The sequence below is a fragment of the Prevotella heparinolytica genome, from assembly GCF_004342845.1.
GTDB lineage: Bacteria > Bacteroidota > Bacteroidia > Bacteroidales > Bacteroidaceae > Bacteroides > Bacteroides heparinolyticus.
In genome coordinates, this window is record NZ_SLXB01000002.1 from 22,173 (window position 1) to 46,663 (window position 24,491).

25 protein-coding genes are annotated in these 24,491 nt (G+C 43.5%); 20 read left to right on the forward strand and 5 right to left on the reverse strand.

The features are described 5' to 3' along the window. Window positions 1-30: 30 nt before the first annotated feature. Window positions 31-1,536, reverse strand: a complete 1,506-nt coding sequence (locus EV202_RS01500; RefSeq protein ID WP_099811084.1) for a DUF3945 domain-containing protein — start codon at window positions 1,534-1,536, stop codon at window positions 31-33. 256 nt (window positions 1,537-1,792) lie between these two features. Between EV202_RS01500 and EV202_RS01505 the strand changes: the two genes are divergently transcribed. Genes EV202_RS01505 through EV202_RS01520 form a run of 4 tightly spaced genes read left to right on the forward strand, consistent with a single transcriptional unit; the run spans window position 1,793 to window position 4,764 of the window. Beyond that, window positions 1,793-1,993 carry a helix-turn-helix transcriptional regulator gene (locus EV202_RS01505; protein WP_021680135.1) on the forward strand — a complete coding sequence of 67 codons (201 nt, stop codon included), beginning with the start codon at window positions 1,793-1,795 and terminating at the stop codon, window positions 1,991-1,993. Between the two features lie 5 nt (window positions 1,994-1,998). Further along, window positions 1,999-3,075 (forward strand): DNA cytosine methyltransferase, encoded by a 1,077-nt coding sequence (locus tag EV202_RS01510; protein WP_021680136.1) that lies wholly within the window; start codon window positions 1,999-2,001, stop codon window positions 3,073-3,075. A gap of 10 nt (window positions 3,076-3,085) precedes the next feature. Continuing rightward, the gene (locus EV202_RS01515) at window positions 3,086-3,685 is read left to right on the forward strand and encodes a hypothetical protein (protein WP_039428008.1); all 600 of its coding nucleotides are present in this window, start codon (window positions 3,086-3,088) and stop codon (window positions 3,683-3,685) included. Window positions 3,686-3,696: 11 nt separating this feature from the next. Beyond that, window positions 3,697-4,764 (forward strand): DUF262 domain-containing protein, encoded by a 1,068-nt coding sequence (locus EV202_RS01520; protein ID WP_039428011.1) that lies wholly within the window; start codon window positions 3,697-3,699, stop codon window positions 4,762-4,764. Window position 4,765: 1 nt separating this feature from the next. On the opposite strand, the gene EV202_RS01525 is transcribed toward EV202_RS01520, so the two are convergent. Together EV202_RS01525 and mobC are read right to left on the reverse strand one after the other, a co-directional pair. After that, complete coding sequence (locus EV202_RS01525) at window positions 4,766-5,293, reverse strand: very short patch repair endonuclease (protein WP_021680139.1); 528 nt, start codon at window positions 5,291-5,293, stop codon at window positions 4,766-4,768. Window positions 5,294-5,408: 115 nt separating this feature from the next. Further along, window positions 5,409-7,421, reverse strand: coding sequence for a conjugal transfer protein MobC (gene mobC / locus EV202_RS01530; protein WP_131924960.1), 2,013 nt, complete (start codon window positions 7,419-7,421; stop codon window positions 5,409-5,411). A gap of 233 nt (window positions 7,422-7,654) precedes the next feature. Here mobC and EV202_RS01535 point away from each other — a divergent pair, with 233 nt between their 5' ends. The 3 genes from EV202_RS01535 to EV202_RS01545 all read left to right on the forward strand — a co-directional run bounded on the left by EV202_RS01535 (window position 7,655) and on the right by EV202_RS01545 (window position 11,237). Continuing rightward, window positions 7,655-8,662, forward strand: a complete 1,008-nt coding sequence (locus EV202_RS01535; protein WP_131924963.1) for a TIR domain-containing protein — start codon at window positions 7,655-7,657, stop codon at window positions 8,660-8,662. 5 nt (window positions 8,663-8,667) lie between these two features. Then, window positions 8,668-9,474, forward strand: coding sequence for a DNA-formamidopyrimidine glycosylase family protein (locus EV202_RS01540; RefSeq protein WP_099811079.1), 807 nt, complete (start codon window positions 8,668-8,670; stop codon window positions 9,472-9,474). A gap of 596 nt (window positions 9,475-10,070) precedes the next feature. Then, window positions 10,071-11,237: a helix-turn-helix domain-containing protein gene (locus tag EV202_RS01545; RefSeq protein ID WP_131924966.1), complete on the forward strand. Its 1,167-nt coding sequence runs from the start codon at window positions 10,071-10,073 to the stop codon at window positions 11,235-11,237. 176 nt (window positions 11,238-11,413) lie between these two features. Here the strand turns inward: EV202_RS01545 and mobB are convergent, their stop codons facing one another. Continuing rightward, window positions 11,414-12,637 (reverse strand): conjugal transfer protein MobB, encoded by a 1,224-nt coding sequence (gene mobB / locus EV202_RS01550; protein WP_131924969.1) that lies wholly within the window; start codon window positions 12,635-12,637, stop codon window positions 11,414-11,416. Next, a complete protein-coding gene (gene mobA / locus EV202_RS01555) occupies window positions 12,622-13,059 on the reverse strand; it encodes a conjugal transfer protein MobA (RefSeq protein ID WP_099837357.1) in 438 nt (145 codons plus the stop codon). The genes mobB and mobA overlap by 16 nt, the downstream gene beginning before the upstream one ends. Before the next feature lie 601 nt (window positions 13,060-13,660). Between mobA and EV202_RS01560 the strand changes: the two genes are divergently transcribed. The 13 genes from EV202_RS01560 to EV202_RS01620 all read left to right on the forward strand — a co-directional run bounded on the left by EV202_RS01560 (window position 13,661) and on the right by EV202_RS01620 (window position 24,479). Next, a complete protein-coding gene (locus EV202_RS01560; RefSeq protein WP_039416987.1) occupies window positions 13,661-14,413 on the forward strand; it encodes a ParA family protein in 753 nt (250 codons plus the stop codon). Between the two features lie 6 nt (window positions 14,414-14,419). Continuing rightward, a complete protein-coding gene (locus tag EV202_RS01565; RefSeq protein ID WP_131924971.1) occupies window positions 14,420-14,863 on the forward strand; it encodes a DUF3408 domain-containing protein in 444 nt (147 codons plus the stop codon). Window positions 14,864-14,873: 10 nt separating this feature from the next. Beyond that, window positions 14,874-15,620, forward strand: a complete 747-nt coding sequence (locus tag EV202_RS01570; RefSeq protein ID WP_131924974.1) for a hypothetical protein — start codon at window positions 14,874-14,876, stop codon at window positions 15,618-15,620. 156 nt (window positions 15,621-15,776) lie between these two features. Continuing rightward, window positions 15,777-16,079, forward strand: coding sequence for a DUF4134 domain-containing protein (locus EV202_RS01575; protein WP_036874165.1), 303 nt, complete (start codon window positions 15,777-15,779; stop codon window positions 16,077-16,079). A gap of 22 nt (window positions 16,080-16,101) precedes the next feature. Then, on the forward strand, window positions 16,102-16,434 hold the full coding sequence (locus tag EV202_RS01580; protein WP_036874222.1) for a DUF4133 domain-containing protein: 333 nt from the start codon (window positions 16,102-16,104) through the stop codon (window positions 16,432-16,434). Next, window positions 16,427-18,934 (forward strand): TraG family conjugative transposon ATPase, encoded by a 2,508-nt coding sequence (locus EV202_RS01585; protein ID WP_131924977.1) that lies wholly within the window; start codon window positions 16,427-16,429, stop codon window positions 18,932-18,934. Before EV202_RS01580 ends, EV202_RS01585 begins: the two co-directional genes overlap by 8 nt. A 51-nt stretch (window positions 18,935-18,985) precedes the next feature. After that, the gene (locus tag EV202_RS01590; protein ID WP_021680154.1) at window positions 18,986-19,609 is read left to right on the forward strand and encodes a DUF4141 domain-containing protein; all 624 of its coding nucleotides are present in this window, start codon (window positions 18,986-18,988) and stop codon (window positions 19,607-19,609) included. Window positions 19,610-19,629: 20 nt separating this feature from the next. Continuing rightward, window positions 19,630-20,616 carry a conjugative transposon protein TraJ gene (gene traJ, locus EV202_RS01595; RefSeq protein WP_131924979.1) on the forward strand — a complete coding sequence of 329 codons (987 nt, stop codon included), beginning with the start codon at window positions 19,630-19,632 and terminating at the stop codon, window positions 20,614-20,616. Window positions 20,617-20,633: 17 nt separating this feature from the next. Then, window positions 20,634-21,257: a conjugative transposon protein TraK gene (gene traK / locus EV202_RS01600; protein WP_131924982.1), complete on the forward strand. Its 624-nt coding sequence runs from the start codon at window positions 20,634-20,636 to the stop codon at window positions 21,255-21,257. A gap of 3 nt (window positions 21,258-21,260) precedes the next feature. Next, window positions 21,261-21,524 carry a TraL conjugative transposon family protein gene (locus EV202_RS01605; RefSeq protein ID WP_099811056.1) on the forward strand — a complete coding sequence of 88 codons (264 nt, stop codon included), beginning with the start codon at window positions 21,261-21,263 and terminating at the stop codon, window positions 21,522-21,524. Then, on the forward strand, window positions 21,521-22,879 hold the full coding sequence (gene traM / locus EV202_RS01610; RefSeq protein WP_131924985.1) for a conjugative transposon protein TraM: 1,359 nt from the start codon (window positions 21,521-21,523) through the stop codon (window positions 22,877-22,879). The genes EV202_RS01605 and traM overlap by 4 nt, the downstream gene beginning before the upstream one ends. 75 nt (window positions 22,880-22,954) lie before the next feature. Beyond that, window positions 22,955-23,890 carry a conjugative transposon protein TraN gene (traN, locus tag EV202_RS01615; RefSeq protein ID WP_131924988.1) on the forward strand — a complete coding sequence of 312 codons (936 nt, stop codon included), beginning with the start codon at window positions 22,955-22,957 and terminating at the stop codon, window positions 23,888-23,890. A 4-nt stretch (window positions 23,891-23,894) separates the two neighbouring features. Then, window positions 23,895-24,479, forward strand: a complete 585-nt coding sequence (locus EV202_RS01620; RefSeq protein ID WP_131924991.1) for a conjugal transfer protein TraO — start codon at window positions 23,895-23,897, stop codon at window positions 24,477-24,479. The last annotated feature ends 12 nt before the right edge of the window (window positions 24,480-24,491 follow it).

Consider the following 24,491-nt stretch of genomic DNA (forward strand, 5'->3'; position numbering starts at 1 on the left):
ACTACTGTTGGAGCTTTTTTAGTGGTTGAATTAAATTCTTTGTCCGGAGGATTTTCTCACAGGCTTTTTCAAGCCTTGTTGCTGTTTCTGACGGGTATCTTGCGCTTCCGTTGGCCGTTGTTGACCTTGCTTCAGAGGTTCTTTGGCATATTTCGTCGCTTCGTTGGTTTTTCCGTGACTATTGACGGCAACCTGCGTTTTGCTTTCTTCGGCAGGCTTCACGTGGGCACTTTGTTTTCTCGCCCTGTCGGGATCCCATTTGAAGAAATCGAGTTTCCCTTTCTCATGATTAACTTTTACATAGGCATTAAAAGGTTCACCTTTCCCGTCTTTAACCATACCTTGCACATAGGTTGTCTTCCCTTCCCGGAGCGCATTTTGTTGCTTTTCGTTCAAATTGACTCCTAAAAGGTTTTGGGGAATGCGGACTTTGGTGGGTTCCACGGGTGATAGACGTTTTTCCTTGTTGCTTTGTTGATACCTGTTCCGGTTCAACCCGTCGTAAGTAAAATCATACCCGCCTTTGGCCGCGTTGAATTGTACATAAGCATCGAATTTCTTGGGATGATCCGTTCCGATCGTATTTCTGGACGTCATTCCTTCAACCAGCACTTTTTTACCTTCTTTGAGTGCCTGTTGCTGTTCGGGAGTGAGTTCAGTGCCTTTCAGGTTTTGGGAAACAGTTAGTCTGTCTGCCGGAACAGCTTCCAGACGGTTCGTCAGTTTATCGATGGATATCAATGAAGGAACTTTTTCGCCGGGGATGTTCGGCTCTAATTCTACCACTCTACCGCCATTGCCTGTTGCCAACAGGTTTTCTTTGACGTCATCCGGAATGATAATGCCTTGAAACGGTTTGTCCAAATCGACTTGGTGCTGGTAAGGATGTGGCACGAATTTCAGGCTTCCGTCCGGCTGCTCTTCCAACGACAAACGGGCTTTCATCGGACACTCAACGCCGTCGATATTCGGAGTAATATCCAGCAAATGAGGGGATTTATATCCGTGACTCATCGCATTGAGTTCGTCTTTAATGGCTTCCGGCTTGATGCCGTATTTTTGGTATTCGCTTTCAGGAATACGATTGGTGTCGAATTGCCGGAAATCGGTTTTCGGTTCGTCTGTTTTGGGTGCGTGAGGTTTCATTTCTTCTGTTTGAGGGTTAATAATTTCGTTTTGCTTGGGTACTGATTGAGACTCTCCCTTTGTTTGATTCAGGAAGTTCTTCGGATTGATGCGGAATTTCTCCAATTCCTTTTCGGTTAGCGTCAGTACCTTGTCCAACATCTCGACCGTAACGGCATAAAAACCGATATGCGACGGATTTTTGAACTGGTTGAAGAAGTTTCTGAAAAAGTTCTCAATCGGATCGGCGTGCCGGTCAATGATGAGAAAGTCATTGGGCTTTGCCTTCAGGGGGTCAATGGCATCGATTTTTCCTTTTTTGTCGATACCCTTTACTACTTGGAGTTTGTTGCCTTCTCCCTCTTCTCGCATCAGGAGAACACGGTCTTTCGGATTTAATTTTTCGTCCATAATTATACTGTTTTTGTTACGCATCACTATTAATGCGTAACGAAAGTAGTCGGTAACAGAACGATTCTAAGCTGTTTGAAAGGCTCTGGAAGAGTGTGGCGTCAGGATGGCGGTGTGTGGCGTTGAGGGGGACTTAGCAGGACTTTGGTAAAGATGTTTTCATTAGTAATAAGGATACTGGTAATTAAGAGGAGACTTGTCTTGCCTAAATCAAATATTATCAATACCTTTGCAAGGTATATCAATAATTTGACAAATGAAACAGTTGAACAGGCTAAAAGTCGTTCTTGTAGAACAGAATAGAACCGGTAAATGGTTGGCAGAAGAGTTAGGTAGAAATGAAGCAACGGTTTCACGTTGGTGTACTAACGAATACCAGCCATCATTGGAAACACTTGCTGAAATAGCCGAACGACTGAATGTAGATATAAAAGATTTACTTGTTTCAACAAAATAACACAAATGAATATACCTATTTTATCATATTTCTCAGGAGGTGGATTTTTAGATCTTGGATTTGAACAGGAAGGGTTTGAGATTATTTGGTCGAATGAAATCTCAGTTGAAATTTCAAAAATATATAATTCAGGAATGAGCTCTACATTAGAGAAAGAAATGAATATTAGCTCTAATGAATCTATCGAAGATATTAATATTTCATCTTTGAAAAAAAAGATTGTAAAAAAGATTGATACCCCAATATGGGGAATTATTGGAGGGCCTCCTTGTCCAGATTTTTCTATTGGAGGGAAAAATAAAGGAAAAAATGGAGAAAGAGGTAAATTGTCAAAAACTTATGTAGATCATATTTGTACACTTAAACCTTCTTTCTTTATATTTGAGAATGTAAAAGGATTGATTAAAACAAAAAAGCATCAAGAGTTTTTCATAGAATTAATCCAACAATTACAAGAAAATGGTTATGCGGTAGATAGCAAATTGCTTAATGCCTTGGATTTTGGCATCCCACAAGACAGAGAACGAATTATCCTACTTGGAATTAGAAAAGGTTTATTCCGGAAAATTTTTCGGAAAAATTATTCAAGCCAAAGTGATTGGTTTCCATGGCCTACTGAAAAATACCCTAAAGCAAAAAATGCTTTTGAGTGGGATAAAATTGATGACTTTGAGGCATTAAAAAAAATACCCGATGAATTAAAAGTTGGAAGTTACATCATAAATCAGGAAGAATTGGGTAAATTGCCAAATTCTGATGAATACTTCAAGCCAAAATCGTCAAAATTTAACGAAATAGAAGAGGGAGATACTTCTAGAAAAAGTTTCAAAAAATTGCATAGAAATAAATTCAGTCCAACAGCAGCATATGGCAATAACGAGGTACATTTGCATCCGGAACAAAAAAGAAGGCTATCCGTCAGAGAGGCCTTAAGAATACAAACAGTTCCTGACTCATATGTGATTTCAGGAGATATTTCATTATCAACTAAATTTAAAGTGATAGGCAATGGGGTCCCTGTAAAGTTAAGCAACGAGATTGCCAAATCGATGAAAAAACTTCTAGATAGAATAATCGAGTAATTTATTGTATATGGATTTTTCAGTAGAATCTATAAGGAAAGATGTGGGAACACTTTCAGAGAAAGAGTTTCTCATTAAATACTTGCTACGGTCAGATAATTGGTATTTTAGCGAATATCAACATAAATCTGAGGCCGATTCTATAGCCCAAATGGATGCACTCAAAGAGATAATTAATAAAAATATAGGAGTGGCATTTCATAATGTTTTAATGGTTGGGAGTGGGAAAATTGGATGCAGTTTATCTCCAAGTAAAGACTTTAAAAAATTTGATGAAGGGGATGAAGATTCTGACATTGACATTGCAATCATTTCATCTAAACTATTTGACCATTTATGGAATAAAATAAGGGCGGAATACAGCATTAAATACTTATGTCATTATAACCAAATAACGTCGTCTATTTTTAGAGGGTTTATAAACGAACACAATTTCAAAAACATAGATGAAATTCGTCCGGATTGGAACAATCAGATTGACGAAGTAAACAAATCCTTACAAAAACATTTATCTATCTACCATTCTATTAATTATAGAATTTATAGAAGCTGGGAAGATTTAGAGGCATACCATATTTTAGGAATTAGAAAATTAAAAGAAAAAATTTAAATATAACACTTATGGGATTGACATATAATAGACATGAACTGAAAGTAGAACATATTTTTCGTGACTTTAAGGACAGTTCTTTGATTGTTGATACAAGTTATCAAAGAAGAAGTGTTTGGCTCGAAAGAGATAAAATAAGATTAATAGAAACCATATTAATGGGATTGATAATTCCAGAAGTTTACTTCTGGGATGCAGAGACCGACCCTGATACCGGAAAAACCATAACCCACATTGTAGATGGGCAGCAAAGAATAAATGCAATTGTCCAGTTCATAGGTAATGAATTCCGGTTATCAAAAGAGCATTTGACAAGTGAAGATATTAAAGAAAAATATGGAGATAAACGCTTTGAGAATTTATCTAATGATGATAAGGTAATCATATGGTCTTTTAACTTGTCTATTGTATCAATAAAGAACAAAGAGCGAGATGAAATAAGGAATATTTTTTATCGCCTTAACTTGACAAATTACTCCTTAAATGACCAAGAAAAAAGGCATAGTAATACTTGGGGACTCTTTGCTGATTTAACACAAGAAATTGTCGAATTGCCATTTTGGATTGACTATAAACTATTTAACTATGGAGATATCAAGAGAATGAAAAATGACGAATTTTGTTCATCTCTTATTTTATTGGCGAGAAAGGGTATAATAAATCAAACTAATCAAAGTCCTCTGAATGAAGCATATACAGACTATGCATCCAACTATCCTGAATATGAGGAAGATAAAAACAGAATATTAGAATGGATTGAAAAATTCAAACAATTCTATTCGCAAGAAAATTATTCATTTATGAGGAAACGAACACAACTGTACACCGTGTTTTCTTTAATGGATTATTTAACCCAAGAGAAGATAAATATTAACACCACAATGATAGAACGATTTAGTGAATTTATCAAAAAATATAATGAATTCGAGAATTCATCTGATACAGAAGTGGAAACTACCCCTGATAACGAAGCGATAAAAAAATACAAATTAGCGTCTTCGGAAGGAGTAAATAAGATTAAAAACAGAAAGTTGCGATTTGAAATATTAAAAAACTATATATTAAATATCTCCGAGTAAACTATTCAGAAATTTTGTCTTGATAAGAAATCGTTTTTGGGGCAACCATTGTGAGGTTGCCCTCTACTTCTTCGTAAAATTTGATTCGCATACTTTTCCGAGAAGCAACTGATTCTAATATCGTATTTGCAATTTTTTCGATCAGTAGTTTTAAGTTATCTCGTTGCTGAATTTCGCAATCCCATACGGTTAAAATTTTCCATCCCATTGATAAAATTTGAATAGCATTGTTTTTATCTCGCTCTTTGTTTTTTGCAATTTTTTTTACCCAATAATCGGTATTTGTCTTAGGAATATGCGAGTCTATACAACCAATATCGTGCCCATGCCAAAAACAACCATGAACAAATATTACTATTTTATATTTAGGAAAAACAATGTCTGGTTTACCGGGTAGCTTTTTATAATTAATCCGGTAACGGAAGCCTTTAGCAAAAAGGGCTTTCCGCAAGATTATTTCCGGCTTAGTGTTCTTCGACGGAATTTTCGACATTACTTCCGAACGTTTCTTTTTATCCCAAATATCCATTTGTTACTGACTTAACAACACATTACAAAGATAGAAAAACTATTGTTTTGTGTCAACAATCAATGAGAAACATTTTTGATGACTGCCGCCACATCTCGGCAAGAGTGATATACTTCTACGAAGCCTCTTGTTGCAGCAAGTGTTGTAAATCCGGATCATTTTTTATCCGTTCTAACTCGTCGGTAACGATTTGTTTCGTTTCCTCCTTGATGCGATTGTAGTTAAGTTGTATCTGCTCTTTCATGCGGTCTGTCCCGTTCTCATCCGTAAAATCAGTGATAACAGGAATAGGTTGATAAGCCTTTGTTTCGGCTGTGACTTTTGCGTTATCCACTACAATCTCACAGTGGAAAATTTTCTGCTCAATACGCTCATCAAAGTTGTCGGCCACTGCTCCGACAAACATTCCTTGTGTAAGGTTGGATATTTTCGATGCCGGTATCAGGCTGTCCATTTGTGTAGAGATGGAAGTCGTTTTATCGCTTCGGGTAATACTCATGCTCTGCCGTTTCTGAAGCACTTTTCCGAAACGTTCCGATAATGTTTTCGCCGTTTCACTGACCACCTGACCGGAGAAGATGTTACCAACCGTATTTTCAATAACCTTACTCTCTTTATCTCCATAATCGCGTCGCAACTGGCTGAAATCCTGAAAGCCCAGTAACACCGCAACTTTGTTGCTTCGGGCGGTAGCAATCAGATTATCCAATCCCTTGAAGAAGATGGTCGGCAACTCATCGATGATGACCGAACTTTTCAATCGCCCCTTTTTATTGATGAGTTTTACAATCCGGCTATTGTACAGGCCCAATGCCGCCGAGTAGATATTCTGACGGTCGGGGTTGTTGCCGACAACTAAAATCTTCGGGTCTTCCGGATTGTTGATGTCAAGGGTAAATTCATCGCCGCTCATTACCCAATATAACTGGGGCGAAATCATTCGGGAGAGTGGGATTTTTGCACTCGCAATCTGCCCCATCAGTTGGTCTGCGGCGCCACCTAACCAAGCATCCATAAAAGGGCTCAAGTAGTTTTCCAGTTCAGGGTAAGAAGTCAAAATGGGGAAAATGTCTTCATACCTCTTGTTCAGAAACTCAATGGCATGCGGGAACGTGCAGTACTTGCCATCCTGATAAATGCGCAAAAACCAGATAATAGCCGCAAAAAGGATAATCGGGCTCTCCACGAAGAAATCACCCTGCTTCTGTACCCAGTTCTTGTTCAGGTTCAGCATAATAGTAAAACTCGATTCGTAGGCATCACTAATGTCCTCCATAAACGAAGGGTTGATGGGATTGCAACGGTGAGAACGGGCCGGATCATCAAAGTTTATCACATAAAAAGTAGGAACTTTTTTGTATCCTGCCTGATGATTTAGTAAATGATTGTAGGTAATCATGGAAAGATCGGGAAACTTAAAGTCGTACACGTACATCGAAAAACCTTTCTCAATTTGTTGTTTGATGTACTGATTCACTACGGCATACGACTTTCCACTACCCGGAGTGCCTAACACGATGCTTGCTCGAAACGGATTCACTACATTTATCCAGCCACGCCATTGCTTTTTCCTGTACCAGAACTTGGTCGGCAGGTTTACGGAGTACTCATTTTGCAACAGCCGTGTTTCCTGCATAAAACTCTCGTTTTCGGTATTGAAAACATCGTCCATCAGGTTGTTTTTGAGCAGCCGGCTCATCCACAGCCCTCCTACCAACAGAAAAAGATAGCCCGTTGCTGTCGTCAAGATATACAATCCGGAGGTTGCTGTTGGTGTCAAAGGCAAATCGAGTATCCACCAGTTCATAAAGAAAAGGAGAAAGCCGATGGTCAGAAACACGTAGATTTTCGGCCACGTAACCTTTTCCTCTTTAACGCCCTTTGTCCCTAAGCAGGAAAGGGCAAGAAAGACAACGGCAAACAGCTTTGTATAAAGAATGTTGTCGAACAATCCGGCTGTACGGTTAAAGTTTAACAGTATCTTATCCACAACAGTAATGCCGATATTCCATTCCTTCAGGGCGTAATAGCAGAACCAATAGATATTTATCACCACGAACAAAATGCTTATCGCTCGCATAAATTCCATAACTTTGGAAAGTCCTCTCAAATCGTCTTCTTGTTGCATAATGGGAGTGTAAGATGTTTTGAGTGGCGAAATTAGAGAGAAGATTTGATTTTGTTCTTCTGATAAAATGAGTTGGCTGTGTGTGGCGTTGGTTTGGCATCAAAGAGAAATGTTTCTGAAACAATAAATTTCTCCTCTTGAGTGATGTTTAAATCAAAAAAAATTATAGCTTTGCACCTGATTCTTGGTTGTAATGTTATATATAAGATGAAGAACTATACAATAAATAACTGATGAACGTCAGGCCCAAAATATTTATTGGCTCTTCTGTAGAAGGAATTGACTTTGCTGAAGCTATACAGCAAAATTTAGAGCAAGTTGCTGATACAACAGTTTGGAATCAAGGGATTTTTTCTTTGTCTAGTAATACTCTGACAGATTTGCTTAATTCTTTAGAGAAGCATGACTTTGGAGTATTTATTTTCAAACCAGACGATAAAGCTTCAATAAGGAATAGAGAAGATCTTAATGTAATTAGAGACAATGTGATTTTCGAATTAGGCCTATATTTGGGGAAATTAGGCTCTGGTAGGGTATTTTACATGATACCTAAAGACTATCCTGATTTACACCTTCCTTCAGATTTATTGGGGGTAATTCCTGGAACTTATGATTACGAGAGAGTTGCTCGGGATAATAATCTTAAAGCTATAGTTGCCCCTTTTTGCTCCGAGGTTAAGGCTTGTATTAAAAAAATGTTTTTTGCAAAACAAATTGGAGTAAAAAGAGCTGATTTTTTTAATGCTTTCACAAAAGACTTTGAGGAGATGCTTTATAAATCAAAAAAAATGAGGCTGTTTTTTATTCATAGTAGACAATGGCGAGAAAACAATGAAAATGCCTTGCGATTATTTTTAAAGAATAAAGAAAATAAGCTATTGGTTTTTTTGCCCAATATTGAAAATGAGGAATTAATATCATATATAACAAAGAATTTTTCTGATGGGGATGTAATCATCCCTCTTATCCAGGATGCATATAGGTTCTTCCTAAGATTGAAAAAAGATTTGGATGCTGATGTCGAAATAAGATGTTTCAACTACTTCCCTACTTATTCATTTTATTCCTTTGATGATGAGGCGATAGTGGCAATGTATCCAACAACACAGAGAAAGAAAAATGTTCCAACATTTAGGATTTTTAAAGATTTGGTTTTTTGGGACTTTGTAGAGGATGACATTGATGAGTTGATTAAAAATTCTACGGGAATAAGCGAAACAATCATCAACCAATTAATTTAGTTATCATGCCAGAATTACCAGATTTAGCTGTTATAAGCGAAAACTTACATAGGAAATTTGCCAACAAGAGAGTTTTGTCGTTTAATATTTACAAACAGTCAAAACTTAACACATCGGCATCCGATTTCAAAAATAATATAGAAGGACAATTACTAAAAAGCATCACAAGAAGCGGCAAGGAGCTACGGTTAATGTTTTCGAACAATCATTCTTTAGGGATTCATTTAATGTTAAAGGGAGAAATTCATTTATTATCTGAGCCAAATATTAAACATAAAATATTTGATTTAGTTTTTGACTCAACAGATGAAACTTCTTTGTTCGGTGGAAATGAAGGTTTCTCAATTGTCGATACTATGGGGCAAGCAAGGCCTATTTTGAATCCCGCAACTTCCGATATTCCTGATGCGCTTGATAATAGTTTTAGTTCAGACTATTTGATGAAAATACTAAAGATGTCGAAAGGCAAAAATATAAAAAAAATACTACGAGATCAATCGGTGGTTAGAGGGATTGGTAATGCGTATATTGACGAAATATTATGGTCTGCAGGGATTTCCCCCCTATCAGATGGGGATAAAATTCCGTTTAAATATATTGAAATTCTAATCAACTCTACAAAAAAAACTTTATCGGAGGCTATAGTTGAGATACAAAAAATAAATCCTAATATTATCTCTGGGGAAGAAAGATCTTTTTTAAAAATACATAATCCCAATAAAAGTCTATCACCAAATGGAGTTGCCATAGAAGTCATAGAAATCGATAAGAAGAAAACTTATTTTACTAACGAACAGATTCTTTTTAAATAATTAATCAACAAAAACTTGGCATTATTAAATTGCTATGTTTTTTAAGCATATAAAAAAAACACAACACACTTATAATAAACAAGTTTATTTCTTGATAAAATCAAAAACTACACACTAAATTTAATAATATGGCTATAAGATATTTATTTTTCAATGGATTTACTACTAAATTAAATAGGAATGACTTGTTGTTAACCCTATAATAGTCGTTAGTGCTTATTTTTCTAACGACAGTCATGTTATTAGAGATTTATTTTGTAATCCTCTTAATATCTGACACTTGCACTCCAGCAAAAGATAACATCGGCCTCCTAATTTCATCTCACCAATCGGGTGATGCGAAGTCCAAGCATATTCCATACGTAACTCTTTTACCTCGGAAGCAATAAGTAGTTCCTTGATTCTATAAGCTAATTGATAAATATCATAAGTTCGTTGACACTTTTGTATCATAAGTTCGTTTACATCTAAGTGTGTAAATTATATCATAAGTTCGTTGACGGTTTAATTACCAATTTGTATCACGAGTTCGTTTACCCGAACTTAAAAAGTTCTTTGACCCACTGTTTACATTAATTGTTTATAGTAAAAAAACTATGAACAATAAAGAAGAAGAAATTTTAAGAAAACAAGCCATTGTCCTTCACTTGCAAGGCCTGTCTGTACAGGAAATAAGTTCACAATTGAATCGCAGTCGTCAATGGGTGTACAAATGGATTAAACGGCATTCGGCATCACCGGAGAAAGAGAATTGGCATCAGGCCCATTCCAATGCCCCAAAGAATATTAGAAACCGCATTCCTAATGAAACGGAAACGGCCATTATCAACATCCGCAAGGAACTTGAGTCAAACCCTTACCATCAGAACGGAGCCGTCAATATCTTTTACAAGTTGAATGAGACGGGGATAAAACCACCCTCTACGGCCACCATCAACCGGGTCATCAAACGCAACGGACTGCAAAACAAATCACGCGGCAAGATGCGGAAAAACGCAGAATATCCGTCAAGTTTCATTAATGTACAACAAATGGATTTAATCGGTCCTTGCTACCTGAAAGGTGGATTTAAATTTTACTTTTACTCGATAATGGATGTGGAAACCCACCATGCGGAAGTTTATCCGGTCAAAAACAAATCGGCGAAAAGCATTGTTCCCTGCCTGATAGATTTTGGGGAGAATTTTCAGTTACCCGATTTTTTGCAAATGGACAACGAGCTTTCTTTCAGGGGAAGCAACAAACATCCCAGGAGTTTGGGGCTATTGCTTAAAGTGGCACTTTCGTACGGAGTTACGCCCGTTTTCATTCCTCCGGCAGAGCCTTGGCGAAATGGCGTTATTGAGAAGTTTAATCACAACGTGGAGAAACGCTTTTTTGCTTCACGCATTTTTTCCGGTTTTGAGGAAATCAAAGATGAAGCTGCAACTTTCAGTAACTTCCACAACGCCAATCACCGCTATGGGTGCATCCGGAACCGAACTCCGAATCAAGTGACTGATCCGCCTGAAAAACGATGGAAACTATCACGGAAAATTGACTTGAATGCCAAAATTCCTGTCGAGGAAGGTTCCCTGATTTTTATCCGCTTTATACGAAGCGATTTAAAATTACGTATCCTTGATGCTGTTTTCATCGTAAACGAGGAATTGAAATATTCGTATGTTATGGCTGAAATCATCTTGGATAAATTTGTTCTGGTGGTTTCTCGAAACCATATAATATTTCATTATTTCCCCTTTGCTATGAATCTTCCAAAGTAAACAATATGTCAACGAACTCCTGATATTTTAGACGCCCTAATGGGCGGCCAACCCCATGGGGTTGTAAACGAACTGCTGATACACTTTTGTCGCTTAAAAATGTCAACGAACTGCTGATACATAACAGCTAATCTTTAATGACCAATCTGAGTTAAAAAACATATTACAGATTATTTTCACACCTGCCTCCCATACCTCCGTTTTTTCTTTTTCTTCCGGTATGGGAAAGGCAGCTCTTCTTTGGGGTGGTACTCCGGCTCCGGGGAAAGCATGGAAAACAGACCTCCTGCACCCCATTCGGACGTGTGATAAATATCCGAAAGCCGGATAGGGCAGGCCGCATTCTCCGCTTGTTCCTGCTTACCACCGTATAACTCGTTGAAGATATTGGCGGAATACTCCTTGCCCAATCGGGAACCATTCAATACGGTACGGGTAGTATGATCTATGAAAGTTGCCCCATAAATCCGCCCTTCATCGTTCCGCCTGAATAGTACATCAATACCCTGCTGCCTTAGTTTCGCTCGGAACTCGCTTTCACTGGGGCTACTTTGTTTGGCTTCCAATACCGCTTGGAGGGTATGCAGCTTTAACCGTTGATTTTTGATGCGTCCGGCAGATGTTGCCATCCGTTTCTCCAATCCGTCATATCCGACAGATTTACCGAATAGGGAAGACTTTATCGGATTGCCAACCTTGTTTCCTTCGCTGTCCAACGCCGAATAGAGCAATCCCCGGTAAGGCTTTCCTTTTACTTCGCCTTTAAGTTCTTCCACGTGGATGTTGTACAGAGAAAGAAGCGCCTTGTATTCGCCCATCGATTGAAAGTGGTACATGGCGGCCAACGGTTTGATGACCGATGCCATCTGCTTTTTCAGATTCCCCCGCGAAACATCGACCGACGTTAATTCCCATTGCTCGGAATGCTTTTGTCCTTCCGCCGGATGGAGGTTATATTTGCGTTCCAGCTGTTCCGTAATCCGCTTACTTCGCTCATGTTCGCGATAATCGTTAATCTTCTTTCCGTTACTGTCTACCCGGAGCGAAACGATGTGGATATGTTCCCGCCCGATATCCTCGTGCTTAAAAATCAGATAAGGCTGATTCCCATATCCGAGCCGTTGCATATACTCGTGTCCGATATCCGCGAGTTGGTCGTCCGACAGACGGTCGTCGGGATGCGGATTGATGGAAACATGAAAGACCGGTTTCTCGGTACGGAAGTGTGCCGGAACAAACTGCATAAAATCGTTCATACACTCCGAAATGCTGAACGCTCCGTCGGCAGGTTCAAAGACCAGACGCGAGCCGAGCACTTTGCCTAATCCCTCGTCCACCTTTTCCTGATTGTAAGCCAGTGCCCCGTACAGATTGCTACCGATATTTATTTTTGCGACCATTGCTCTTTACACGCTTCCGATAAGGCCAAGACTTCCCGGCCGATCTCCGCCAAATCGACCGTCGCTTTCTCCAATTTATAGAGCAAGGCCAACGCTTTCTTCTCCGAAAAATGGCTGTGCAACTCCTTTACCACTTGGTTGTAATTCACCCCGACGGAGCGAAACTGCGCGTAAAAAGAGGAGAGCTTGGTCGCATATTCCATAATGGCACGGTCGTGTTTGATGACCCGGAACTCTTCCCCGAAGACACGGGCAGCGATAAAACGCGCTTTCGATTGCACTCCCGACTCCTCAAACAGTGTGAGGAAACGGGCATGTTCTTCAGCCGTAAAATTGACCGAGTAGCGGAAACGTGCCGGGTCGATTTTGGGATTTCTTCCGCCTTTGCCCCGTTTCGAGGGCTTACTTTTTTCTTCGTTCATACATTGGCCTTTTTAGTGGATAGACTGTCGTAAACGCATCCGTAACGATTCCCTAATCCCCCGAATTTCTTCTTTACAAGCAACCGACTTCGGAGGATATGCCCGTCCCCTTTCGGGGCAAGCGTTTTTTGCAGCAGAACTTGTTTCGTGCAGCAAAAAACACAGCTTGCTATTTGCTTCTCCGGCGCAAATAAATCTGTTCTCTGACCGGAACAGAGGTAAAGCCAAGGGAGAGTAAAAACAGTCCCGGATACGTTCGAATCTTTCATAACGCAAAGTTACGGAGCAAACCACTCTGCTCTCATATAGCAAGATATGCCTCTCGGTGCCGAATCGGAGCCACTTGCTTCCACCTACGAAAAAAGAGGCCATTCAAAGCAAAAGACCGGTTTATTTTGCGGAAAATCGGAACGTCGGGACATCCGGTCATATAACTATCCGGACCGGTAAACAGAAGGCTGTGCAGCCCTGTGTCTGCCTGTTTGGCCGTACCAACGGCTAAACGTTCCAACAGCCCAACGGGCAGACAGACAAACAGCCGGTCAAACGGATAGCTGCACGGACGCATAGACAGATATATCACTCATTCAATATAAAAATTATGCAAAAGAAGACATTAAACGTGGCTTTCAGCACTCAGAAAGGCGGAGCCGGAAAAACAACCCTGACTGTGCTGGTATCGTCCTACCTGCACTACGTAAAAGGCTACCATGTGGCCGTGATCGATTGCGACTTTCCCCAACACTCCATTGCTGAAATGCGTGAGCGAGACTTGAAAATGGTCATGGAAGACGAGCATTATAAATTGATGGCTTACGAGCAGTTTTCCGCTCTCGGGAAAAAGGCGTACGAAGTAATTGAAAGCAGCCCCGAAAACGCGATAACCGATGCGGAGGAGCTGACGGAAGCATTACACCCCGATTTCATCTTTTTCGACCTGCCCGGAACCATCAACAACCCGGCCGTAGTCAAAACCCTTTCTCGGATGGACTATATCATTGCCCCCATATCGGCAGACCGTGTCGTATTGGAGAGCACCCTGCAATACGCCATCACGGTCAACGATGCCCTGATCACTCCCGGAAGAGCGCAAATCAAAGGGTTGTACCTGCTTTGGAATCTGGTCGACGGACGGGAAAAGACCGAACTCTACGAGGTGTACGAAGATGTGATCGCCAAACTGGGCTTCTCGCTTTTCAAAACCTTCCTGCCCGACAGTAAGCGCTTCCGAAGGGAACAATCCGTCAGCCACAAAGCCCTGTTCCGCTCCACCCTCTTTCCTGCCGATAAAACCTTGATCAAAGGAAGTCATCTGGATGCCCTCATAGATGAAATGTTGAACACGCTCAAATAACCGATTATGGCAAAGAAGAAAGACATTAATCTAAGCGACTTGGATGCCAACTTCGTCATCTCCTCGTTCAAGAACAAAGAACGACGGAACAATCCGAGCGCCGTTCCCAAAGCTTTGGTGCCGGAGCAGGATGCGATAGAGGACGAAGAAGAGATCCGCATAGCCGTTGTGCCTGTGGAGGCTCCCCATGAAGAGCCGAAGCGGAAACGTGGCAAATTACCCGATTATGAAAGCCTGTTCATTCAGGAGGCAGGCATTACGGCACGTACCGGCAAATCGGTTTATATCCGCAGGGAGCATCACGAGAGAATCACAAGAATCGTACAGGTTATCGGCAAGAATCAGGTTTCCCTGTTCAGTTATATCGACCAAGTACTTACGCACCATTTTGCGATCTATCAAAATGAGATAAAGGAGCTGTACGAGAAGTACAATGAAAACATCTTCTAAGAAACGGATTATGGAAAAGATACTGACCGGGATAATCCTACTGTACGCTCTTTTTGTCGCCGTTTACCTTACTTGGTTACGAGCGGGTCGAATACGCAAAAAGCATATCATCGGGCAGAGCGGTTCTTATCCTGAAGACAAGAGATTGAAGAGCGACATCGTAGGGAAAAGCCGTTTCAAGTTAAGTTCTCCGATGCCACTCGCCGCCAACGCGAAGCCACTTGATTCCAGCTTGTCGGAACCCAGAAATGCGATAGAAAAAGCCGGTAATTTTGCCCTGCCGGATGAAGGAAAACCGATCGCGGAAGTTCCGCCGGACGAACTCGACGAAGTTTTCTCCGATACGCCTTCCGGTGAGGAAAACGAGCCGATGGAAATCGACTATCCGCTCGAATATGAAACGGCGCCTCCGGAAGACTTCGATGAAGAAGAAACGGAAGAGATGGAAGGCTTGGCCGGAGCAATGCTGGCAACGGGTGTTCGCTTTGAAAATTTGGGGAATGTGGTACGCACCCTAAACCGGACAGAGGACGCTACTCCCCGACAACGGCAAAAAGCGGGAGATACCCTGCTGGAGATACGCCGGAGCGATTTGTTCGAACAATTGATTTCGGGCAAACCCGATGCGAAACGAATGGTTACCGAGCTGATGGCGGAAAGCCTTGCCGCTTTCTATGAACGGAAAGACCGGGAGGCCGGGATATCCGGAGATCTAAAGAAAGTACCTGACGATTTCAACATCAGGGATTTTATATAAAGTATAAGACAAGAAGTGTAACAACGTAAAAAAGAAGCGATGAAAGAAAAAGAGTACGGCTGACAAGGAGGTTTGCCACTAAAAATACTAAGTAACCTCATTTATTTATCCGGTATCGGGACCATCCATCCCGGTACCTCTTAACAATTTCTCAATATGACCAAGAAAAAAGTATTTCTTTCGGTAGCGTTTCTTTGGGCTACCGTTTATGGTGCCTTTGCACAGGGCAATGGTGTCGGGGGGATTACCGAAGCCACCAACATGGTAACCTCCTATTTTGATCCCGCGACCAAACTCATTTATGCGATCGGCGCGGTTGTGGGTTTGATCGGTGGAGTCAAAGTCTATTCGAAGTTCAGCAGCGGAGACCCCGACACTTCAAAGACTGCCGCCTCGTGGTTCGGTGCCTGTATCTTCTTAATCGTGGCTGCTACCATCCTGCGCTCTTTCTTCCTTTAACCGGTAGCCTAAACAGAGAATGATGGAATATACGATTAACAAAGGAATAGGCAAGAGTGTAGAATTTCAAGGCCTCAAAGCCCAATACCTGTTCATTTTTGCGGGCGGACTGCTTGCCCTCTTTGTGCTCTTTGTCGTCATGTATATGGCGGGGATCAACCAGTGGGTCTGCATCGGTTTCGGAATCGGCTCGGCATCTGTTCTGGTCGGGATGACCTTTAAGCTGAACGAACGGTATGGAGAATACGGATTGATGAAACGGTTGGCCAAACGGCAACATCCCCGTTTCCTGATCAACCGCAAAGCGCCCCACCGCCTGTTCCGGAGTAAGAGAAAGGAGGTTGTCCATGCGTAATACCTTGAAAGCCTCTACGATTGAAAGCAAATTCCCGTTACTGGCCGTAGAACACGATTGTATTATTTCCAAAGATGCGGATATTACCGTCGCTTTTCAGGTCGAACTGCCGGAACTTTTTACCGTCACTCGTGCGGAGTACGAAGCCATTCACGCCTCTTGGACAAAGGCGGTCAAAGTTCTGCCGGATTATTCTGTCGTACACAAACAAGACTGGTTTGTGCGGGAAACTTACCAGTCTGATACAGCTCAAGAGGATATGAGTTTTCTCTCCCGAAGTTTTGAAAAACATTTCAATGAGCGTCCGTTTCTGAATTACTCCTGTTTCCTGTTCCTGACAAAAACGACGAAAGAGCGGATGCGAATGCAGAGTAGCTTTTCTTCGCTTTGCTGTGGGAATATCGTTCCCAAAGAGGTCAATAAGGAAACCGGTATAAAGTTTTTGGAAGCGGTCGGGCAGTTTGAGCGGATTATGAACGATAGCGGATTTATCCGTCTTATCCGGATCACCTCGGATGAGATTACCGGAACAAATGAGCAGCCGGGATTGATTGAAAAATATTTTTCTCTGTCGCTCAATGGTAGCGCTTGTCTGGAAGATATGGAGCTGGGCACGGATAGTCTGCGGATAGGCAGTAAGCATGTTTGCCTACACACTCTTTCGGATACGGATGATCTGCCGGGACGTATCGGAACGGACATGCGCTACGAAAAACTGTCGACCGACCGGAGCGATTGCAGGCTTTCGTTTGCCTCTCCTGTCGGCTTGTTGCTCTCCTGCGACCATCTTTACAATCAGTACCTGTTTATCGAAGACAGCGCAGAGAACTTGCGAAGGTTTGAGAAGAATGCACGGAATATGCAGTCGCTCTCGCGTTATTCCAGAGGCAACCAGATAAACAAGGAGTGGATCGATAAGTACCTGAACGAAGCACACTCTTTCGGGTTGACTTCGATACGGGCACATTTCAACGTGATGGCGTGGAGCGACGATCCGGACGAGCTGAAGCATATCCGCAACGATGTGGGCAGCCAGCTTGCCTTGATGGAATGCAAACCCCGCCATAATACGGTAGATGTCGCCACACTCTATTGGGCAGGTATGCCGGGCAACAGTGGCGACTTCCCTGCCGAAGAATCGTTCTACACTTTTATCGAACCGGCTCTCTGCTTCTTTACCGAGGAGACGAACTACCGCAGTTCACCCAGTCCATTCGGTATCAAAATGGCAGACCGCATCAGCGGGAAACCGCTCCATGTGGACATCTCCGACCTACCCATGAAAAAGGGAGTCATTACGAACCGGAATAAGTTTATTCTTGGGCCAAGCGGAAGCGGCAAATCGTTTTTTACGAACCATATGTGCCGCCAGTATTACGAGCAGGGAACACACATTGTCCTTGTGGATACGGGAAATTCCTATCAGGGATTGTGCAACCTGATTCACCGTAAGACAGACGGCCGGGACGGAATCTATTTTACCTATACGGAAGAAAATCCGATTGCCTTTAATCCCTTTTATACGGATGACCATGTTTTCGACATCGAAAAGCGGGAAAGTATCAAAACGTTGATTCTGACTTTATGGAAGCGGGATAACGAAGCGCCGACACGGGCGGAAGAAGTTGCCCTTTCCAATGCCGTCAGCCTGTATATCGACAAGCTGAAAGAGGATAGCCGTATGACATCGTCTTTCAACACCTTCTATGAATTTGTCCGGGATGAATACAGCGGAGTCTTGGAGACGAAGAAAGTACGGGAAAAGGATTTCGACATCGCCAATTTTCTCAACGTGCTGGAACCGTACTACAGAGGTGGGGAATATGACTTCCTGCTAAATTCCGACCGGCAACTCGATTTGTTATCCAAACGCTTCATCGTCTTTGAAATCGATGCGATCAAAGATCATAAAATCCTCTTTCCGGTGGTTACCATTATCATCATGGAAGTATTCATCAACAAGATGCGCCGTTTACAGGGGATTCGCAAGATGATCCTTATCGAGGAGGCGTGGAAAGCGATTGCCAAAGAAGGGATGGCTGAGTACATCAAGTACCTGTTTAAGACCGTCCGCAAGTTTTTCGGTGAAGCTATCGTAGTGACGCAGGAGGTTGATGACATCATCGCTTCGCCCATTGTCAAGGAGAGTATCATTAACAACAGTGACTGTAAAATCCTGCTTGACCAGCGCAAATACATGAACAAGTTCGACAGCATTCAGGCTTTACTCGGCCTGACGGATAAGGAGAAGTCGCAGATTCTTTCCATCAATATGTCGAATGTGCCCAGCCGTAAATACAAGGAAGTGTGGTTTGGGCTGGGCGGTGTACAATCGGCGGTTTATGCCACTGAGGTTAGTTTGGAAGAGTATTACACGTACACGACCGAAGAGTCTGAAAAACTGGAATTGTTGCGTCTGACCGAACAGTTGGACGGTAATATGGAGTTGGCGATTAAACAGATGGCCGAAAGAGAACGGCAAGGCAGGGAAAACCTGTAAACTTCCCTTTATTAGAAACTATTCATTATCAATTATTAAAAATCAAAGAACATGAAACGAATTATTTTATCGTGTCTGGTAGCGGCTCTTTCCGTGTGTTCCTATCAGGCCAAAGCACAGTGGGTGGTAACCGACCCGACCAATTTGGTACAAAACATCATCAGCGCCGTGCAGGGAACTTCTACGGCAGCGAATATGATTAAAAACCTGAATGAAAGCATTAAAATCTACAAACAGGGAAAAGAGTATTACGACGCGCTGAAGTCCGTACACAACCTGATTAAAGATGCCCGCAAGGTGAAGCTGACCATCGAAATGGTGAGCGAAATTACGGATATCTACGTGAACGGATTCAACAAGATGGTAAGCGACCCGAATTTTTCTCCCGATGAATTGACGGCGATCTCTACCGGATATGCCAAACTGTTGGCAGAAGGAGGCGCTTTGGTTTCGGACTTGAAAAACATCGTAACCAAGGGCAATGGGCTATCGCTGTCCGACAAGGAGCGGATGGATGCCATCGATCAGATATACAACAAGATGTTGGAGTACCGCAACCTGACGAAGTACTATACCCGGAAAAGTATCTCGGTATCATACATCCGGGCCAAAGAGAAAAACGATATGAAACGGGTATTGGCGTTATATGGCAGTCCTTCCGAGCGTTACTGGTAACTCAAAAAAGAGAAGAAGACATGAACTTTGATAATCTGCATCAGCTTCTTGCCAATCTCTATCAGGAGATGTTGCCGCTTTGCTCCGACATGATCGGCGTAGCCAAAGGCTTAGCCGGTCTCGGAGCTTTGTTCTATGTGGCCTACAGAGTTTGGCAGGCACTCGCGCGTGCCGAACCCATCGACGTGTTTCCTTTGCTGCGTCCGTTCGCGATCGGTCTGTGTATCCTGTTTTTCCCGACACTTGTTTTGGGAAGCATTCATGCCGTCATGAGTCCCATCGTCAAAGGATCGCATACCGTCATGGAGAGCCAGATAACCGATGTGCAGGCATTGCAACAACAGAAAGACCAGCTCCATTACGAAGCCCGGTTGCGGAAAGGTAAAGCGTGGCTGGTCGATGACGAAGCCTATGACCAGAAGATGAAAGACTTGGGTATCATGGATACTCCCGAAATCATCGGCATGTGGGGAGAAAGGCTTTGGTACGACATCAAGACGTGGTTTCGGGAGGTTGTCAGAGACTTTTTCGAACTGCTTTTCCATGCCGCAGCCTTGAGTATCGACACGATACGCACCTTTTTTCTCATCGTACTGTCCATATTGGGGCCGATTGCCTTTGCTTTTTCCGTTTACGACGGATTTCAGGCGACACTCACCCAGTGGTTGGCACGCTACATCGGGGTCTATCTCTGGTTACCCGTGGCCGACCTTTTTTCGGCAGTCCTGTCGAAGATTCAGGCCTTGATGCTGCAACAGGATATTGCCCTGCTGCAAGACCCCAATTACGTTCCCGACGGATCGAACGGCATTTACATCGTTTTTCTGATTATCGGAATCGTCGGCTACTTTACGATCCCGACAGTTGCCGGTTGGATTATCCATTCCGGAGGGGCCGGAGCATACGGCAGCGCGGTAAACAAAACGGCAGGCAAGGCCGGAGGGGTGGCAAGCGGAGTCGCGGGAGCCACACTCGGAAATGTAGGAGGCCGGTTGCTCGGTAAGTAAAATCAAAAACAAAAACTATGGAGTTCAGAAGTTTAAAGAATATCGAAACAAGTTTCAGACAAATACGGATGATGGTCTTTGTGTTTGTCCTTTTATGTGCCGGAATTACCGGGTATTCGGTTTGGAGTTCCTACTCTTTTGCCGAAGCCCAGCGGCAGAAAATCTATGTATTGGATGAAGGCAAGTCACTTATGTTGGCGCTTTCGCAGGATTTGGCACAGAACCGTCCGGTAGAAGCCCGTGAGCATGTCAAACGTTTTCACGAACTGTTCTTCACCCTTTCACCCGACAGAAACGCCATCGAATCGAACATCAACCGGGCTCTCTTTCTGGTCGACAAGAGCGCTTTCCGCTACTATCAGGATATGCAGGAGAAAGGGTATTACAACCGGATTGTGGCCGGCAATATCCATCAGATGATCCGGGTCGATTCGGTTGCATGCAACTTCGACACTTATCCCTACAGGACAACGGTCTATGCCACACAGAAGATTATCCGGGCAAGCAACGTAACGGAGCGAAGCCTCGTTACCCGTTGCGACCTGCATAACTCCGTCCGTAGCGACAATAACCCGCACGGGTTCATGATGGAACGTTTCGAAATCATCGCGAACAGGGATATACGAACCATAGACCGGTAAGCCATGATAAGAAACAGCATCGAAATCCTGAAAAAACGGATGGAACGGTATGTGCGCTCTCGATTGGAACAGATGTCTCCCCAAAGCCGGATAAGGACGGTACTTCTTCTGCTTGTCCTCTTCGGTACGCTGGCGTTCTACATGACCGTTTCTTCTCTTTATGAGATGGGAAAAGGCAAGCGGAATATATCGATAGAGCGCATCAGGTATCTGAAACCGGAATCGCAAACAGACAGTATAAAAACAATTAAACTCATTCCACGATGAATAAAGAACATGAAGGCAACGACCCGAAAGCGGAAGTTGTCGAGAAGCAAAAGATGAAGGCGGATAAGCCCGGAAAGGAGCTTACTCCGCAAGAGATTCAGAAGCGGAAAAAGATGTTGGTTTACCCGCTCTTTTTCCTGATTTTTGCCGGAGCGATGTGGCTCATTTTTGCTCCTTCCGGCAACAAAGAGAACACGCAGTCCGACGGGTTCAATCCCGAACTGCCTATCCCGAAAGATGAAGCCATTGTCGGGGATAAGCGGGAAGCTTACGAACGGGAAGCCATGCAAAGCAAGCAGCAGGAAAAGATGCGTACGCTGCAATACTTTTCGCTCCTTACGGAAGATGAACACGGCGATTATGTGGCGGATGCCCGTGTAACGGAAGCGAACAACGCATCCGGCTATACGGAGGGTCGCAATCCCCGTAATGGCGAAGGCCTCCGCTCTTCGGCACACGCTTATCAGGACATCAACCGTCAATTAAGCAGCTGGTACGACCAACCCGCAGAAGAAACGGACGAGCAGACACAGCTCGCCTTGGAGTATCGTGTTCAGGAGTTAGAAAGGCAATTGGAAGAAAAATCTTCCACCGATCAACAACTTGACTTGATAGAGAAATCGTATGCGATTGCGGCAAAATATATGTCCGCTACGCCTGCTCAGTCGGTAACTTCCGATGCACAGGCGGCACAGCCTGCCGAAGTTGCAGGAAGTGCAGGCAATTTAAGAGAGAAAATTATCCCCAAACCGGTATCGCAGGTGCAACGGAATGTGGTCTCTCTTTTATCTGCCCCGATGGAAACCTATGATTTTATGGAACAGTACGGCAAACCCCGCAACATGGGATTTATTACGGCTGCCGGCAACGAAGCGATAACGGATAAAAACAGCATCCGCGCTTCGGTCTATCGCACCGTAACCCTGTCCAACGGCAAAGAGTTACAACTGCGTTTGCTGGAGCCGATGAGAGCCGGACAGTTCCTGATACCGGCCAATACGATCCTTGTCGGGAGCGCCAAACTCGGAGGCGAACGCCTGCATATCACCGTTACGTCCATCCGGTATGTCGATAATGTAATCCCGGTCGAACTGGAGGTGTACGACATCGATGGAGTGCAAGGCATTTTTGTTCCCAACTCGACCGAAATCAATGCGGCCAAAGAGATTGCCGCCAACATGGGAGCCTCTACGGGGAGCAACATTACCATCGGGGGAAATGTGGGTTCGCAACTGGCTGCCGATTTGGGACGAAACGCCATGCAGGGCATTTCGCAATACATCGGCAAGAAGATGCGGGAGGTCAAAGTTACCCTGAAAGCGGGATACCGGGTTTTGCTACTCCCCAAGACGTAACACAGGGACACACGTTCGCCACTAAAAATCCAACAAATACTCAATAAACAATCATTAAAAATCAATCCAATTCGTATGAAATCAATTCTTTGGGTATGCGCTCTTATCGGGTGCATCATGACGGCGCAAGCACAGCAAGCCGACACGCTTTCTTCTCCTTCCAAAGGAGATTATTTTGAAGGGCTGACACGCCCGCTCACCTTTAACCGGATGATACCGCCGTATGCGCTGGAGGTTACGTTCTCCAAAACCGTGCATATCATCTTCCCGGCAGCGATTCGCTACGTAGATTTGGGTTCCGCCGATTTGTTGGCCGCCAAAGCCGACGGGGCGGAAAACGTACTGCGGGTGAAGGCCGCGCTTCGGGATTTTTCCCGTGAGAGTAATCTGGCGGTGATTACCGAAGACGGAGCCTATTACACGTTCAACGTGAAGTATGCCGACGAACCGGTCAAGTTAAGCATCGAGATGGCCGACTTTATCCGTGATGGCGAAGCGGTGAACCGCCCGAACAATGCGATGGATATTTACCTGAAGGAGTTGGGTAGCGAATCGCCCTTGCTCGTCAGGTTGATTATGCAATCCATTTACAAGAACAACAGGCGTGAGATAAAACATATCGGGAGTAAACGCTTTGGTATCCAATTTACATTGAAAGGAATTTACACGCACAACGGATTGCTCTATTTCCATACGCAACTGAAAAATGCCTCCCATGTGCCATTCGATGTAGATTACATCACGTTCAAAATCATCGACAAAAAGGTTGCCAAGCGCACCGCTATTCAGGAACAGGTCATTACCCCGCTCAGGGCGTATAACCATCTGATGTGTGCCGGAGGAAAGAAAACGGAGCGAACCGTTTTTACACTGCCGAAGTTTACTATTCCCGACGATAAGCATCTTGTGGTCGAGTTGCACGAAAAAGACGGTGGACGCCATCAGTCGTTTACCGTAGAGAATGCCGATCTTGTGAGAGCCCGTGTAATCAGTGAACTAAAAGTGAAGTAAGTCTATGAAACAGTTGGTATTTATGTTCTCAGTTCTGTGGACGTTGTTTTCCACGAATCAGGCTTACGCCCAGCGCTGCCTGCTCGGTATGCAGGGCATACGGATAACGGGAGGAATGGTAGACGGTATGCATCGTCCGGATAGCAGGAATAAGTTGGGATATTCTTTCGGACTGTCGATGTCCACATATTCTAAAGGTGGCCATCAGTGGGTCTTTGGCGCAGAGTACCTGAACAAGTATTATCCGTACAGAGCGAATCGAATCCCCGTCAGCCAGTTCACAGGAGAAGGCGGTTACTACCTGAATTTTCTTTCTACGCCCGGTAAGACGCTGCTGTTTTCGCTCGGAGCATCCGCTCTTGCCGGATACGAAACAAGCAATTGGGGTGAAAAGACGCTTTTCGACGGGGCTACTCTTCGGAACAAAGACGGCTTTGTCTATGGCGGGGCACTCACCCTTGAAATGGAGACGTATTTGTCCGACCGTATCGTGCTGCTTCTGACTGCCCGCGAACGGATGCTGTGGGGCACATCTACCGGACGGTTTCATGCGCAATTCGGAGCAAAACTGAAATGGATGATACACTAAAAAGAGAAAGGA